The organism is Marinoscillum luteum, assembly GCF_044005705.1.
GTDB lineage: Bacteria > Bacteroidota > Bacteroidia > Cytophagales > Cyclobacteriaceae > Marinoscillum > Marinoscillum luteum.
The window spans coordinates 136,415-152,178 of record NZ_JBIPKE010000020.1 but is presented as its reverse complement, the minus strand read 5'-3'; the positions used below and the strand labels follow the sequence as shown (position 1 = coordinate 152,178).

Below are 15,764 nucleotides of genomic sequence, written 5' to 3'. Positions count from 1 at the left end.
AGATCATGAAGAATTTATTGACTGCAACCATCGTTTTTCTACTCTTCAGCTCCTCTGCTGTGGCTCAAAACTGGAATATTGGACTTACAGCGGTGAACGAAACTTGTTTTGGAGCCAATGATGGAGAGATTGAACTTGTACTGACCGGGAGTGGGGTTTCCGGATACTCTTTTACCTGGGAAGTGTTTGAATCAGCTGACCTGGTCACTCCTTATGCCTCCGGTACGGTGGATAATCCTTTTGGGACCAATGTTATTGATGGTTTGTTTCAGGACGACTGGACAGTGACGGTGACCAGAAGTACAGCTAATACGCCCAAAACCAGGACTTCCTCCATTACCGTAGGCGGTTCCGCATCCCTTCTTTCAGTCACCAAAACAGTGCTGGATCAAAACTTGTGTAATGGAGATGCCTCAGGGTCAGTGCAGATATCAGCTACCGGAGGGACTGCTCCCTATGAATATGGTCTTGGTATAGGGGCTGGAGCCACTTCACCCTCCTATTCTGGGGGTTACACCGACAATGGAGGCCTGTTTGAGAGCCTTGCGGCAGCTACTTATGTGGCTTTCGTGCGGGATGCCAATGGATGCGTTAAGGCGAATACTTCAGGAGACTTTCAGATTACCCAGCCGACGGCTATTTCTATTGATTTTGATACGGTCAATGCAGATTGTAACAATCAAAATGGTCAAATTATCATTAATTCTATTTCAGGAGGTACTCCTTATTCAGCAGGGGCCGGTTTTCCACTGAATTTTGAAATTGAATGGCAAAATGCGGACGACGCTTCAGTGATTGCTACCAATGTGTCAGCCATTACCGCCCTGGACTCAGGCTCTTATCAGGTGATCGTCACCGACAAGAATGGCTGCACGGGAAGTACGCAAATGGATATCTACAAGGGATTCAATTTTGTGGTCAATGACCAGCAGGATGTGACGTGTACCAGTGACAATGATGGCTCCATACAGGTGAGGTTGGATACTGACTCGGAAGATGATGAGACTCCTTTTGAACTGAGAATCTACGATGGAGACATGACAGAAATTACCCTGATGCGCCAGACTGGGGTGGGTGTAGGAACGGCCGACTTTACGGGGCTGGGGCCGGGTACTTATACGATCAGAGCCTTCGGTCAGACAGGATGTACTTTGGATGTAGAAACTACATTGGCAGAACCTCTAACTCCCCAACTGGTAAGCGCCACACAAACACCGGTGATTTGTAAAACCGATGCCACCGGCGCCATTACATTCGTAGTGACCGGCGGATCAGGATCTTACTCTTACTCGGTAGATGGTGGTGCGAACTACTTTACTACCCCCACCATTAGCAACCTGACGGCCGGAGTGTACGATCTCTGGATCAGGGATTCCAACGGATGTCCGGTGGATGTGGCTGATAAAGAAGTGACAGAGCCAATCAAACAATGGGGGATGTCGTTTGTCAGTACCAGTAATGTCTCCTGTGCCGGAGCTGGTGATGGATCATACACTTGGGAGTTTGATACAGGCTTGGATACAGATCCGATAGTGGAGCCGGAGAATATAGTCTGGGTAGATGTGAATTCGACGGATACCGTGGCTACTGGTGTGTTTTCCAAAACGGATTTGGAAGAAGGGGAGTATCGCATTGACGTCACTGCCAATTCGGGATGTTATCGTTCATTGACCTTTGATATAAGCGAACCGGCAGTGTTGGCTATTAGTGGTGTATCGCCTGAATTTTTGTGTCCTGCGGATCTAAGTCCAGACCCTACGGAAATCAACGTAACTGTGACCGGCGGAACCACACCTTACACTTTTGAGTGGAAAAGAGATGGTGGCGCTTTGGGGGCAGAGTCTGTGACCGACCTGGCTACCAGCTCCAAAATAGAAGATGTCACCAATGATCACGTGTATTCTTTTCATGTAACCGATGCGGAAGGTTGTACCACTTCCAAGTCATTTGATGTGACCATTCCTGATCCCATTAGCAGTCAGCTCGTGTCTGAGACAGATATTGCTTGTAAAAATGAGACCACCGGCGCTATCGACATCACCGTGACCGGTGGGACGCAGACCAGTGGTGGATCTTATTTTTTCAACTGGGCTAAGAACGGCTCGGCCGGATATGCCAATACGGAAGACATCAGCAACCTGGGACCTGGAACTTACCAGGTGACCATCATCGATGACAATGGGTGCGAGAAAATCGACCCCAATACCTACACCATCACCGAGCCAGCCACTACCTATTCACTATCCGGCACCATCACTGATGTGGTGTGCAATGGCGCCAATGATGGGAAGATTGTGGCGCTCTATACGCCAGAATCCGGTCACCCAAATGTGGCCAGCGTTTCCTGGACGAAGGACGGAGCGGCTTACCCGGCTGGCGATGGCATGACGACCATTACGGGATTGGCCCCGGGTACCTATGTCATGACCACTATAGATAATACATATGCTTGCTCCAAGTCCATATCATTTGATGTATTGGAATATCCTGTGCTGAGCGTAAATCCTACTGTCACCCAAAACGAATGCTTTGGTGATGCAAATGGAGTCATAGACATTAGCCCGAGTGGTGGGTTGGAGCTAGGTACTTTCATGGTCAGATGGACTCGTAATGGGGTGGCTCAAGCCGCATACAACGATCTGCTGTCTGTTTCCAACCTGGATGATGCGACCTATAAAGTCACAGTGACCGATGATCTGGGCTGTGCTAAATCGTCCACCATCGTGATGGCCTCACCAGATGAGCTGATTGCAACTGCTGAGATTGTCAATGTGGCCTGCAAAGGCGAGTCTACTGGGTCTATCGATGTGACCATTACCGGCGGAGTAGCTGCGGGAGGCACGTATGACCTGGTCTGGACCAAAGACGGGAGTTCTTTTGCACCCATCACGGAAGATCTGTCCAACCTGGCAGCGGGGGTTTATCAGCTGACCATCACCGATGACAATGGTTGTGTCTCCGATCCTTTTGATTTTACCGTCACTCAGCCTTCCACAACCTATAGTATCTCAGGGGTATCTACTCCGGTTACCTGCAATGGCGCCAATGATGGTACCATTGACATTACCGTCAATCTGGGCTCACCCACGCACCCCAACCCCACAGACATCACCTGGACCAAAGACGGGGTGTTCTTTGTGTCCAATACCCTCGATTTGAAACAGGGCAACCTGGAGCCAGGCACCTATGAGTTGACCACCGTAGATACCTACGGATGTTCCCGTTCGCTATCGTTTGACATAGTGGAGTATCCGGAGCTGGTGATGAATCCTACCATCACTCAAAATGAGTGCTATGGTGATGCCGCGGGTTCCATAGAGATTGACCCCTCTGGAGGCTATCTCGGCAGCAACGTCAGCTATTCCATCCGATGGTATAAGGATGGCACTGCTGTACCTTCCAAAAATAACCAGACCAGCTATACGGACTTAGCTGATGGGGTATACCGCGTGGTACTGAGTGATTACGCCGGGTGTTCCCTGGATTCTACCATCACTCTGGAAGCTCCGGAGCCAGTTTCAGCCACCGCCAATATTCAGGAAATTAAGTGCCGCGGGGACGAAACAGGCTACATCGCCCTGGACATTACGGGGGGCACTTCTCCTTATGTTATCACCTGGAAAGAAAATGATGCCAGCGGCGCATCATTCAGCAGTGCCGATTCCATTTTTGATTTGGCACCGGGCAGTTACTTTGTCACCATCGAGGATCAGAACGATTGTGATCCATTCACGGCCACTTATGTGATCACGCAGCCAGCCACGGATTTCAATATTTCGCTTGATCCTACACAGATCAAATGTACAGGGGAGAAAAATGCGGCAATATCCCTGGTGATCGACGCTGGTGCCGGGCACCCCGATTCGTATAACCTCACATGGTATAAAAACGGAGAGGTGCTGAGTAGCCAGACGGGTGTGGGTGAGTCAGGCATTGTGCCTATACAAAATCTCGGGCCGGCCACCTATTCGGTACTTGTGACAGATGCCAACGGTTGTGAGCGGTCAGATGAATACACCATCACGAACCCTACTAAAATCTATTTCCGCCCTGAGATCTCCAATGTCACCTGCAATGGCTACAGCGATGGATCCATTACACTTGACCCTACAGGAGGCTATGGAAATTACACTGTTTCCTGGAAGAGTGAAGCAGCCGGTACGCTATCTGATACTGATTTTGACCTGGGGGATATCCCTGCGGGTAAATACACCGCCACCCTGACGGATAGCGAAGGGTGTAAGCTGGATACGATCATCTTCATGGATGATCCACTGCCTATCGTCTTGGCGTCTACCATTAAAAATACCTCATGTGTGGGTGGGGCTGATGGTGCGGTGACCATCACACCGAGCAATGGCACACCGCCTTACAGCTATCGGTGGTTGCTGGACGGGAAGCTCATTAGTACTGAGCAAAACCTGACCAACCTTGAAGCAGCTACTTATGAGTTGATCATTACCGATCAGTTTCAGTGTCAGTACAATTCATCTGATTTTACAGTTGCCGATCCGCCTTCCGAGTTTTTCATAGAAGGTACCATTACCCGGGTGACCTGTCATGATGATTTCAATGGGGAGATCGATGTAGAAGTGGAGATCACAGGTGAGCCTGATCTGGATTACTCGGTGTATTGGGAAAAGAACGGTGTACTTTTCTCTCAGAACACAGAGGATCTGAATGGAATAGGAGCCGGGACTTATGAGATTTTCATTGAGGATGAGTATGGCTGTATTAAAAGCAAAACGTTCAGTCTGGAGAATCCTGATGAGCTGGCGTTTGTCTTCGACATTGTAGATGTCTCCTGCTTTGGGGGCAATGATGGCAGTGTGTCGGCTCAGGTGAGCGGGGGCTACGGTACGTATCAGTTTAGCTGGCAAAAAGATGGTCTTCCCTTTAGCTCCACCAGTTCATTTGCCACCAACCTGGAAGCGGCCTTCTACAAAGTGACCGTTACAGATCTGGAAGGTTGTGCGCTCACGCGCACGGTGGAGGTGGCTCAGCCTGATCCATTCAGGATAGCAGTCACTTCTGTGAGTAACACCTGTGCCACCCCTTATGATTCTGAAATTGATGCCACCGTGACCGGGGGAATCATGCCATACAGTTTGCAATGGCTGAAAGACGGACTTCCTTATTCCAAAGTAGAGGACCTGACGGGCATTCCTGCTGGGGTTTACCAGCTCCTGGCTGTGGATAGCAACTTCTGTGAGACGTCTTCCGTGGAGGTGACTATCACTTCACCGGAGCGACTGGGTGTGGATGTGATCACTCAGAAGAATAACCTCTGCCCGAATACGGAAAACGGAGCCATTACCTTTCAGGGGACAGGCGGCTCTTTCCCGTATACCTATTCGTTTGATAGCGGTGCATATGCTTCCAAAAACAACTTTGTGAACCTGGCAGGACGTAAGTACCTGGTGAGTGTACTGGATGATGTGGGCTGTACGTTTGATACCCTCCTGACCATCGATACGGACTATGAACTGGAGGCGGAGTTTAGCCTTGAAACTGAAGAATTTGCCATCGATTTTCCGATTACCCTTACCGATGAGTCACTGGGTCAAGGCATCGTGAAGTGGTTTTGGGATTTTGGAGATACCCGAGCTGATGAGAACCAAAACACCACCGTGACCTACACCACGCCAGGCGTCTATGTACTGAAGCTTACCGTGGAGAATGAAGTGGGCTGTACCCTGTCCAAAAGGGATACCCTTGACATTGTGCGGGGATATAATTTTGCAGTGCCTACGGCCTTTACGCCCAATGGTGATGGCAGTAATGAGAACTTCCGTCCGGGCTTCCAAAACGTAAAGGCCATGAGCATGCGGGTGCAGGACAGAAATGGTCTCCTCGTCTTTGAAAGTGATGAGCTCTCAGCTTCGTGGGACGGTAAGTTTAATGGCCGTCCGGTACCACAGGGTCCATACTATTACGAGATCAGCTATACTGCCAAGTCTGGAGTGACCAGAAAGCACACCGGGAAGATCTTTGTGCTGAGGTAGTAGAGGGACCCTTGAGGGCCTTCATCCCATTTTTGAGGAGCGGAGCGAGTCAAAATATCGGAATCTCAAACTATAAAGGAGACTCCAGCCCTCCACTGCGCTGCAGCTGGATGACGCCACAGACTCATCATGATTGCTTGAAAGTTGATTCAGGTTTTAGCATCAGATATGTAACACCTGTGTGTCATCGAAGCTGAGATACCTTCTTCCATTTCTGTCTGGCCAGAACTTAGAAAGTAGTAATTCGTATATTTCCAACATGGTAACTGTTATAAAAAAGGGCTCACCAATACAGGAACAACTTAAGAAGCTCAACGAAGTGGTATCAAAGGAGCACAAGGGTATTTCTACCTCTAAATACAGTGGTATCCTTAAAGGTAAAATTGACCCTGTTAAGTACCAATCTGATCTAAGGGATGATTGGAAATAAGCTGTTTGTTGATACCAATCCTGATTTATCTTTTGAATGGAGATAAGGAAATTACACAAATTCTTGAAGGGAAACAGCTGGTAATATCTATAATAACAGAACTCGAGTTACTGGCTATTCCGAATTTGTCAGACAGTGAGCACAGACGGTAATCGAAGAACTCATTGGTGAGTGTCAAATAATTAATATCAGCTCAGGTATTAAGAAGGGAGCAGTTGAATTTCGTAAGACCAGAAAACTTAAATTACCAGACGCCATTATAGCAGCTTCTGCTTTCTATAGCAAATTGCCTCTGTTAACAGCCGATAAGGCATTTGACAGAATTCAGGAATTAGATGTAATTATATATTCGGCAGAATAAAAAGGAGTTGGCGGGGCATCACTCCTTCGAATGCGGGGGTGCCATCGCTATCGATCCCGCTGGCCATACTGGAGATTCCAGCACCCCACTGCAGCCGGAATGATGCCACGGGTTGTAAACTCTCAGTAAGTGATGCCTGTTTCTAATCAACTACAGATTTATCCAATGTAACTTTACGGTGTTTAAGCAGCAAAGTACCCACTCAAATCATCGTGTAATGACACCCGATTACGATCAAATCATCAATGAAATTTACAATGAGCTGAAAGATGCTTCGGATGAAGGGACGGTCGCCGACTATATTCCCGATTTGGCGCACATTGACAGAACCAAGTTTGGTATTTGTCTGACTACTTTAGATGGCGAACAAAACAAAGTAGGGGATGCCGATGAAAAATTTTCCCTTCAGAGCGTGACAAAGGTGCTGTCACTGTCCCTGGTGTTCAGTCAATTGGGAAATAAGGTTTGGGACAGGGTGGATGTGGAGCCCTCCGGGAATGGGTTTAATTCGATCATTCAATTGGAGTATGAAAATGGTTTCCCCCGAAATCCATTTATCAATGCCGGAGCGATTGTCATCGCCGATATGTTGGTCAGCTTGCACAAAGATCCCAAGGCTGTCTTTCTGAACTATATTCGGGGGTTATGTGGCAATACGGACATCCAATACAATGAAAAGGTGGCTTTGTCTGAAAAAAGTGTCGGCTATGGAAACTATTCTCTGGCTTATATGATCAAATCCAAGGGGAACCTGGTGAACGATGTGGATGAGGTGCTGGACTTTTATTTCTGGCAGTGCTCCGTAGAGATGACCTGTGCAGAACTGGCACAGACCTTCCTGAACTTTGGAGAGACAAACGTTCCATTTGGCCATGGGAATTATATGCTCACGGCAAGTCAGTCCAGAAGAATGAATGCGCTCATGCTTACCTGTGGGTTCTATGACGAATCGGGTGAGTTCGCTTTTGAGGTGGGACTACCAGGCAAGAGTGGGGTAGGTGGCGCTATTGTGGCACTCAATCCTTTGAGGTATTGTGTAAGTGTATGGAGTCCTCCTTTGAATGTAAAAGGGAATTCGTATAAAGGAATGAAAGCGTTGGAAATGCTAACGACCAAATTAGGCAGATCCATTTTTTAGTGGATTTGGTCTCGTTTCCTTCTTCTGGCGGCAAGTCTTTGTGGGGCTCACGTCCTATTTACCGTCATTCCGGTTTTTGAGGAGCGCAGCGATTCAAAATACCGGAATCTCAACCAACGAAAGAGATTCCGGCCTTCCGCTACGCTGCAGCCGGAATGACGTGTCTGGCTCGTTGGTGTGATTGTGCGGTCATTTGGGGTTTGGGTTATCAGGGACTCAGTTCACACTTCATTTTAGTGTTTGTTGTGTGTCGTTGCTCTTTTCTGTCCTGTACTTTTTTTTGGTTTACGCTTATACTCGGCAATAAACTTGCTAATTTCCTCTCTGTCCTTTTCGGTTAGGGGTTCACTCTCAATTATGAAATCCACACCCTTTGGTTCCTTTATAAAGCTCATATCTTCTACGTTTTAAAATATTTCTCTACCAGTTTCTTTGAAGCATCAGTGGGTATAATCATTTTATGTCCTCCAAAATGATACGCACCTAAAGTTGTTTCATAATGTTTGATCAACTTGGTCTTAGCGGTGAATGCCACAAAACCTTCATGACCATGTCGAAATGAGAGTTTACAGGCATATGCAACCATGTTGCCAGGGACTCCTTCGTATAGCTTGCCTTCTCCTATGTTGAACGGCGCACTTTCAAGCAAGTTCATATAAATATGATCACTTTCAATAGTTAAACTCATTAAACCTTGGATCACCGATGGGTTATTAACAATCGTCAGTTTGAAAACTTCTCGTGAGTTATCCATCAATTCTGTATGCCAACTGAAGTTCCATCCTGCCTTCTTAGTTATAATTTTTAGATCGTTTTTCGTCAATCTGGAAACTTCTGTTTGAAAGCTGTCTCCTGAAATTCTATTGCGAATAGAATCGGTCAAGTCATCAATCCAAAAATCAAGTTTTTCCTGTCCCATTGCCATTGAGTAAATTTAACAATTCTGAAGGGAGAAATATACTTATTTGGTTGGAACCAAACTTGACACACTTAATGTAACACTCTCTGTTAGGCTTCTGTTAATTTGTTCCAAAAAGTTGTTCAGTGCTAGGAAAAGCGGGTTCGCTGCTGGCTTCTTCTTGTTCGTTAAGCTGTTTTCTTATTACTAAGCTCTCTCGGTATTCCTGTGCTTCGGGCACTTTGGTAAATTCGATTTCCTCGTTGTTCTCACGAACTACATCAGCAATTTCGTCTAAAGAAATATCAAAATACTCTCTTCTTTGATTTACTAGGTTAAGTCGCTTGTGGTTAAACGTCTTGTGCAGCTGGCTTTCCAACTCCGGAGCATTTTCGGAGTAAATCATGGCATGAACATCAAATCTAAATGGCACAGATGCACCACCGAGTTCATAGACTCTGTCAAGTGGTTCCAAACGTCTTGTCATTCCTATTTTATATATGTTTTCACCAAATGAGCCGATATTGGAGATTACATAAACATGACCTGATTTTGTCTGTTGAGCCATTGAAATTGCTCTTTCGCTTTTTTCCTCTGCGGCTTTTAGCTTCTCTTCCATTTCGGCTAATTGAGCTTCATATTTTGTTCTCTCTTCTTCCGTGGATTTTGCAACTTCTTCTTGGGCTTTGGCCATGGCTTGTCTTAACAATTTTTCCTCTTTTTCAGCCTCTTTGATGGCTCTTTCAAAATCCCTTTGTGCCTTTTCCTCTTCACGCATTAGCTCTTGAATTCTTCGCTGCTCCTCTTTCTCTTCATATTTTTTCATGTGGTATTCATAAGTGAGTCTTATTTCCTCGATTTTTAGATCAAAGAATTCTGGTTGAATATGAATATCATTTGATTTATTCAGTCTATTGATAGCAGCAAAAGTCTTTTCAATTCTCTTTTCTGACTGTTCTATGTTATTCCATTTAACCTTTGCCACCATTGAATCACATTCGCCGTTAAACGCTCGTGTGGTCAATTGGATTGCTCGCCGAGTCATGATCTCTCCTTGTTTTCTACTTGTTCCAACTGACCAATCGGTGAAGCATCTCACTGCGATCTCATTTTTAATAAGTATCTTTTGTTTCTCCTTGTTTTCAAGCAGCTTGATCTTGTAGGTTTCAGAAGTGTCAAAGTCAAAATGAGGTTCATAAACACCAAATTCTGCTAAATCCAAAGTGTCTTTTAGTAGATTGTTTTCGCGAGTTAATTCGTCAAATACGTCTTTTGCACTATGGTACTTGGTTTTTAGTTCTTCAAGGGAGTTTCTAGTTTCTTCGATACGCTTTTTGAATTCTTCTTCATCAACCTCAAATTGTTTGTTCCTACGTTCAATCTCTTCTTCGACATTAATAATGCCTCCATATTTGGATGTTAGTTCATTCAGTGAGTTCTCAAGAAGTTTGCTGGATTTAATTCGTTGAAAAAGTAGATAAGCAAGTAGAATAGAAACCGTCAAAGTAAAAGTGACGATGATAAGAAGAATAGAACTCGTTTCCATGCGGTAGTAAATATGAAGCCTAACAACTGATCAACAATCACCCGCTGTTACTGTGTATATGCAGTTTAATTATCTGACTTGGGCCACCAGCAGGAGTAAGCGGTTACCATCGGGGCAGGCCTTTCAGTTTGGTACAACAAACTAGTATTTCTTCACGTGATTTGCAATAGCTCGCCCGGCACGGGGTAGGGCTCACGTCTTATTTACCGTCATCCGGTTTTTGAGGAGCGAATCAAAATACCGGAATCTCAACCAACGAAAGAGATTCCGGCCTTCCGCTGCGCTTCAGACGGAGTGACCTACCTGGCTGGAGACAACTCTAAGGGCGGAAGTTTGATGGGTTTTTAGGACACTTGTGTTTTTTGTCCAACATGCCATTATTTAAAAGCAAAAAGAATCACAAAGACGATCAGAATCCCAATCATATGATATGCGCTGCTTATGATACCATACATAATTGGCTTAGGGATGTTGGGATTGATAGCGATGTTCATTGTGTTGGCAACCAAATAACCAATCCCAACAAGCACAGCCAGTGCCATAGCCGAACCATAACTATCGATAGGAAGTGCTGACATCAATAATGCTGAAGCAATGGTAATGACCAATGTGCATAGAGCAGGTCCTACGATGAAAATAGGAGCTGGTTTCTCGGGCATGTTGTTCTCCTTGCCGAGAGAAATCGAGTAAGGTTTCTTGAAAAATACGGTAAACCAAAGCCCACCAAGCATAAAGTACGGAACAAAAGCAGCTACAACAGATAGCCAGCTTACGGAAGAAAATAAATCCATCATGTCTTTTTTTAGTTTTAGCAAACATAGAAGACGTATGTGACAGCCCTATGTCAGGGGTGGTTTAGGAATTAATGGTATTTATCAAAATACTCCTGGAGTGTCATATCATGAGGGGTGAACTTTTCCGAAAGCACTTGCATTTTGGCGATCCGATCCAGTCTGAAATACCTGAATTCCTCTCTTTGTTGACACCAGGCGATGAGTAGCCAGTTATCTGTACTTAGCAAGGCAAAAGGTTCTATGATTCTTTGAGATTGCTTGTTTGCTTCGTTTACATAGTCGATTTTGACCAAGCAGTGATTTGTCAGAGCATGTTGTAAGATGGTGAGGTTGTTACTCGTTCTTTCCGTGTTTAGGTTCAGTTCGTTTCGGGTTCTGTCTGAAAGTAAATTGGCTTTGTCCTTCACCTCATTTTTGAGGACGGCTTTAATCTTTTGAATAGCTTCTGTGTACTCTTTAACCAGTGAAGCATCTTTGTTTTTGAGCACCAGTTGTTCTACGAGGATTAATGCATTGGCTTCATTCTCTGTGAACATGACGGGAGGTATTTTGTATCCTTCCATTAGTTTGTATCCTTTGCCTTCTTCAGTGAAGATTGGTACACCTGCCTGTTCCAGAGCTTTGATGTCTCGATAGATGGTTCGGATGCATACACCAAATTTTTCAGCAAGATTTGGTGCAGTTAATAAACGTACAGTCTGTAGTTGTGTGAGTATTGCTGTTAACCTTGAAATTCTCTTGATGTCATTGTCTATCATCTTCTAAAGCTTCGGGTTGGCTCATGTCTTATTTACGGTCATTCCATTTTTGTGGAGCGAAGCGATTCAAAATACCGGAATCTCAACCAACGAAAGAGATTCCGGTCTTCCGCTACACTGCAGCCGGAATGACCTACCTGGCTGGAGACAACTCTCAATAAGGGCGGAGTGCCTGCTGTGATCTTTTTTTATTCGTTTTCAAGCCGAGATATTTTCTGCTCCAGCCGTTCGATTCTAGCTTGTTGAGCCTGATTTTGCTTGTTTTGTTCGATTAAGTAAAGAGTTAGCTCCTCAATCTTTTGTAGAAGTTTAACATTCATCTTACCAAGGTTGATACCGTTCTCGGTTACTTCTGCTTCACTCGGAATTTCAGGAAGATGGCCATGTTTTTTTATGTGTTGTTCGACTTCTTCAAGTGTTCTGAGTTCGTAATCATTCTCAAAAACAAAATCTGACCATCCAGTTGCTTCGACTTTGATTTCTCTTGCACCGATTGAACCTTCAACAGCCATTTGATGAGATCCAATATCTTCCGTACCGATTCCAATTTTTTGCTTAAAAAACATATTGCCGTCTTGATGAACTTTGTATACCATCAAATCCGTATTGGATTGATTATTTGACCATAATTCTAAGTCATTTAAGTTTCCAGCTCCAGTTCCTTTATAGCGCCAGTAAAAACCATGCGTCGTTCCATTGTGACCTATATGAAAATCTATATCTAGATTATCACCAATCAGTCTTAATGACTTACCACTTGCACTTGACATTATGTCTAATCTAGACTGAGGACTAGTAGTTCCAATACCAATATTCCCCAAATTATTTATCATTAATTTGGTATTGCCATCAATTCTAAAATTATGACTATTAACTCCAATCATACCTGATAACTTTCTACCATAATATACATCGGTACCATTCCAATAAAGCAGTTGAGTGGGCCCATTCTCTCCGACAATTGCACTCCCTGAGCTTAAAGGAATATCTTGCGAAAAAAGGGTCAATGGTAATGTAAGAGTAGATAGAAGTAATATTTTTTTCATGATTTTATGGGTTGAGAATATGCTTAAAAATACGGCAGTTGATCATAACAACCACCCGCTGTTACTGTGTACATGCTGTTTAATTTATCTGATTAGGGCTACCAGCGGGAGTATGCAGTTACCATCGGGGCAGGCCTTTCAGTTTGGTACAACAAACTAGCATTTCTTCACGTCATTTGCAATAGCTCGCCCGGCACGGGGTAGGGCTCATGGTACTGTTTAGCCCTATTTTACTTTCTGAAAATCGATGGTCTTCAGCATGGATTTTACATCCTTATCCGGCAGGAAGCTGATCTTGAGACTGTCTATGTCTCTGGAAGTCACCGCCTCTGGGGTGTCCTGGCCTTTGCTCCGGGCATGGATGCTAAATGTCCCCACACCATCCAGTCGCACATTCATGCCACTGCCCAGCAGCTCGGGGATGATGGCTCTGAGGCTTTCGAAGACCGCCACTACATCGGCGCCACTCAGGGTGGAGTTCTTGCTGATCCTGTCTATAATCTTCCGGGTGTTGGCCACCTTCCGTTTGGTGAGCACAGGGTAATATTTGGTCGGTTTATCCCCGGCTATACCGGCGGGTCTTTTGCTGACTACTTTATAGTTGATGGCCATGATAGGTAGAAGTTGTTTGGTTTTATACCATGTTTTATCCAATGGTAAGCTATTGCTTTCTAAAAAGATACGTATCTAAAATAAAAAAGATACCTATCTTATTAAAAAAAGATATGTATCTAAATAATAAAAAATACGTATCTTTTTACTCTTTCTTAGCCTTCTGTAGAGTGATTCATAGGCAGCTTTAGGGTAAAAACACGGTTTCTTTAGGATAAAAGGGGGTGTGGATGACGTAACGCCGGACGGAGGAACTCCAGGGACTACCATGCGGCTTGCGGGACGGCCTACTCAGAAGTGATCATTCCTTGTGCCAATTGGCCAGTGGTATTCGCTTATGGGCCATACTCCGGAGTGATGTAGCAGGCCAGGGCAGGCATTGAAAATAGGTCAACTAATTATCACTTTTGGTGCAACCAAAACCAACCTTTGCCAGTTTGATAACAATATTTTAATTTGCAAAGGCATTCTGAATAGTTATCTTGGTGTACTTTTGCCGCTTCGATGATAAAGACATTGATCAAATATCTTCTATCTCTGTGTATCCTTCTGCTGATTGGCCATGGTCAGCTGTATACACCTATCGATGACAATACCTTCAACGAAAGTTTCAGTGAGTTTGACAGCCAAACACTTGGCGTCCCATACCACGAGCAGGGTTTAGTTTTTGCTCCTGCGACATCTGCTACCAAAAAAGAGGTGGCTATTATGGATGCTGCGGAGTATGAGGAAAAGGAGGATGAAAAGACGTCTTCCCGAAAACACCTCGGACCCAACAGCCATTATGCGAGCCATTTTTACACCCAGCTACCCGGGGACTATTTTCGCTATCTCAAGAAAAGTCTGGCGCTTCGCAACTATTTCAACTTCTTCTCATCCTATGAGTCGCTCAATATCCTGCTCTGCGTGATCAGGATATAATACTTGTTTGGGTTTTCTAATACCCAAAATCCCATCGGTTACTTCTTACAATGCTTTGCCTTCTTTGGATTCATCCAAATGAAATGTGTGCTTGTATCTATTACACCGTCCAAAGAATCAATAATACCTTCTTAAAAAAGTTAAAAACTAACATGAATCGAATTTTCATTCTCATGAGCTTCTGTACAGTACTGCTCTACACAAGCTGTGAATCGCACAAAGAACATCACCACGAGGAAACTAAATTTTTGGTCACCAGTCCTATCCGAATGGACACCTCTATCACCAAGGATTACGTATGTCAGATCCGATCTATCCAGCACATAGAGCTGCGGGCTTTGGAAAAAGGCTACCTGCAAAACATCTATGTTGATGAGGGGCAGTTTGTGAAAAAAGGCCAGCTAATGTTTCAGATCATGCCCAGACTATATGAGGCCGAGCTGAGAAAGGCACAGGCTGAAGCCAGTTTTATCGAAATAGAATACCAAAACACCAAGCGGCTGGCAGAGAGCAATGTAGTGGCTCCCAATGAGCTGGCCCTGGCCGCAGCGAAACTCGAGAAGGCGAAAGCTGAAGTGGCTTTGGCGGAAGTTCACCTCAGTTTCACCCAAATCAGAGCCCCGTTTGATGGCATCATGGACCGGTTTCATGTGCGGCTGGGTAGTCTGGTGGATGAGGGAGAGCTGCTCACAGAGATTTCCGACAACAGTGCGATGTGGGTATATTTCAATGTGCCGGAGGCTGAATACCTCGATTTTGAATCCAATGTGAAGGCTACCGAAAAGACTGTGGTAAAGCTCCTGATGGCCAATAACAAACTGTTTGCGCACGAAGGAGTGGTAGAAACCATTGAAGCGGAGTTCAATAACGAAACAGGCAACATTGCCTTCAGGGCTACCTTCCCAAACCCCAAAAGGCTGCTGCGACATGGCGAAACGGGCAACGTGCTCATGACCACCCCGCTCAAGGGGGCGTTGCTGATCCCTCAGAAATCTACTTTCGAGATCCTGGATAAACGATACGTTTTTGTGGTGGATGAAGAAAATAAGATCCGCTCAAGAGCAATCAGTATTGTGGCTGAGATGCCGCACATCTATGTGATCCAGGATGGTCTGGATGAAAACGACAAGATACTTCTGGAAGGTCTGCGTCTGGTAAGGGAGAACGACGAGATCAGCTATGATTTCATGGAGCCCCTGTCCGTGATATCAAATTTGGAGCTGTATTCTGAATAATTGGAGACCTAAAAAACAGA

Annotated in this window: 11 protein-coding genes; 5 read left to right on the top strand and 6 right to left on the bottom strand. The window is 45.0% G+C overall.

The features are described from left to right. Nucleotides 1-5 precede the first annotated feature (5 nt). From ACHKAR_RS18670 to ACHKAR_RS18660, 3 genes are all read left to right on the top strand, one after another. A complete protein-coding gene (locus ACHKAR_RS18670; RefSeq protein WP_395418928.1) occupies nucleotides 6-6,005 on the top strand; it encodes a T9SS type B sorting domain-containing protein in 6,000 nt (1,999 codons plus the stop codon). Between the two features lie 581 nt (nucleotides 6,006-6,586). Beyond that, a complete protein-coding gene (locus ACHKAR_RS18665) occupies nucleotides 6,587-6,796 on the top strand; it encodes a PIN domain-containing protein (RefSeq protein WP_395419611.1) in 210 nt (69 codons plus the stop codon). 217 nt (nucleotides 6,797-7,013) lie between these two features. Next, nucleotides 7,014-7,934 carry a glutaminase gene (locus tag ACHKAR_RS18660; RefSeq protein WP_395418927.1) on the top strand — a complete coding sequence of 307 codons (921 nt, stop codon included), beginning with the start codon at nucleotides 7,014-7,016 and terminating at the stop codon, nucleotides 7,932-7,934. Between the two features lie 400 nt (nucleotides 7,935-8,334). Here ACHKAR_RS18660 and ACHKAR_RS18655 read toward each other — a convergent pair whose 3' ends face one another. From ACHKAR_RS18655 to ACHKAR_RS18630, 6 genes are all read right to left on the bottom strand, one after another. Beyond that, nucleotides 8,335-8,859 carry a hypothetical protein gene (locus ACHKAR_RS18655; protein ID WP_395418926.1) on the bottom strand — a complete coding sequence of 175 codons (525 nt, stop codon included), beginning with the start codon at nucleotides 8,857-8,859 and terminating at the stop codon, nucleotides 8,335-8,337. Between the two features lie 94 nt (nucleotides 8,860-8,953). Then, entirely contained in the window at nucleotides 8,954-10,378 is a 1,425-nt protein-coding gene (locus ACHKAR_RS18650) for a DUF4041 domain-containing protein (RefSeq protein WP_395418925.1), read from the bottom strand. A gap of 377 nt (nucleotides 10,379-10,755) precedes the next feature. Further along, on the bottom strand, nucleotides 10,756-11,172 hold the full coding sequence (locus ACHKAR_RS18645; RefSeq protein ID WP_395418924.1) for a DUF1761 domain-containing protein: 417 nt from the start codon (nucleotides 11,170-11,172) through the stop codon (nucleotides 10,756-10,758). A gap of 68 nt (nucleotides 11,173-11,240) precedes the next feature. Next, on the bottom strand, nucleotides 11,241-11,930 hold the full coding sequence (locus ACHKAR_RS18640) for a helix-turn-helix transcriptional regulator (RefSeq protein WP_395418923.1): 690 nt from the start codon (nucleotides 11,928-11,930) through the stop codon (nucleotides 11,241-11,243). Nucleotides 11,931-12,118: 188 nt separating this feature from the next. After that, complete coding sequence (locus ACHKAR_RS18635) at nucleotides 12,119-12,976, bottom strand: hypothetical protein (protein ID WP_395418922.1); 858 nt, start codon at nucleotides 12,974-12,976, stop codon at nucleotides 12,119-12,121. A gap of 225 nt (nucleotides 12,977-13,201) precedes the next feature. Further along, the gene (locus ACHKAR_RS18630; RefSeq protein WP_159581192.1) at nucleotides 13,202-13,588 is read right to left on the bottom strand and encodes an HU family DNA-binding protein; all 387 of its coding nucleotides are present in this window, start codon (nucleotides 13,586-13,588) and stop codon (nucleotides 13,202-13,204) included. 516 nt (nucleotides 13,589-14,104) lie between these two features. Between ACHKAR_RS18630 and ACHKAR_RS18625 the strand changes: the two genes are divergently transcribed. Both ACHKAR_RS18625 and ACHKAR_RS18620 read left to right on the top strand, forming a co-directional pair. Then, nucleotides 14,105-14,509, top strand: coding sequence for a hypothetical protein (locus ACHKAR_RS18625; RefSeq protein ID WP_395418921.1), 405 nt, complete (start codon nucleotides 14,105-14,107; stop codon nucleotides 14,507-14,509). 152 nt (nucleotides 14,510-14,661) lie between these two features. Continuing rightward, a complete protein-coding gene (locus ACHKAR_RS18620; RefSeq protein WP_159581188.1) occupies nucleotides 14,662-15,744 on the top strand; it encodes an efflux RND transporter periplasmic adaptor subunit in 1,083 nt (360 codons plus the stop codon). The last annotated feature ends 20 nt before the right edge of the window (nucleotides 15,745-15,764 follow it).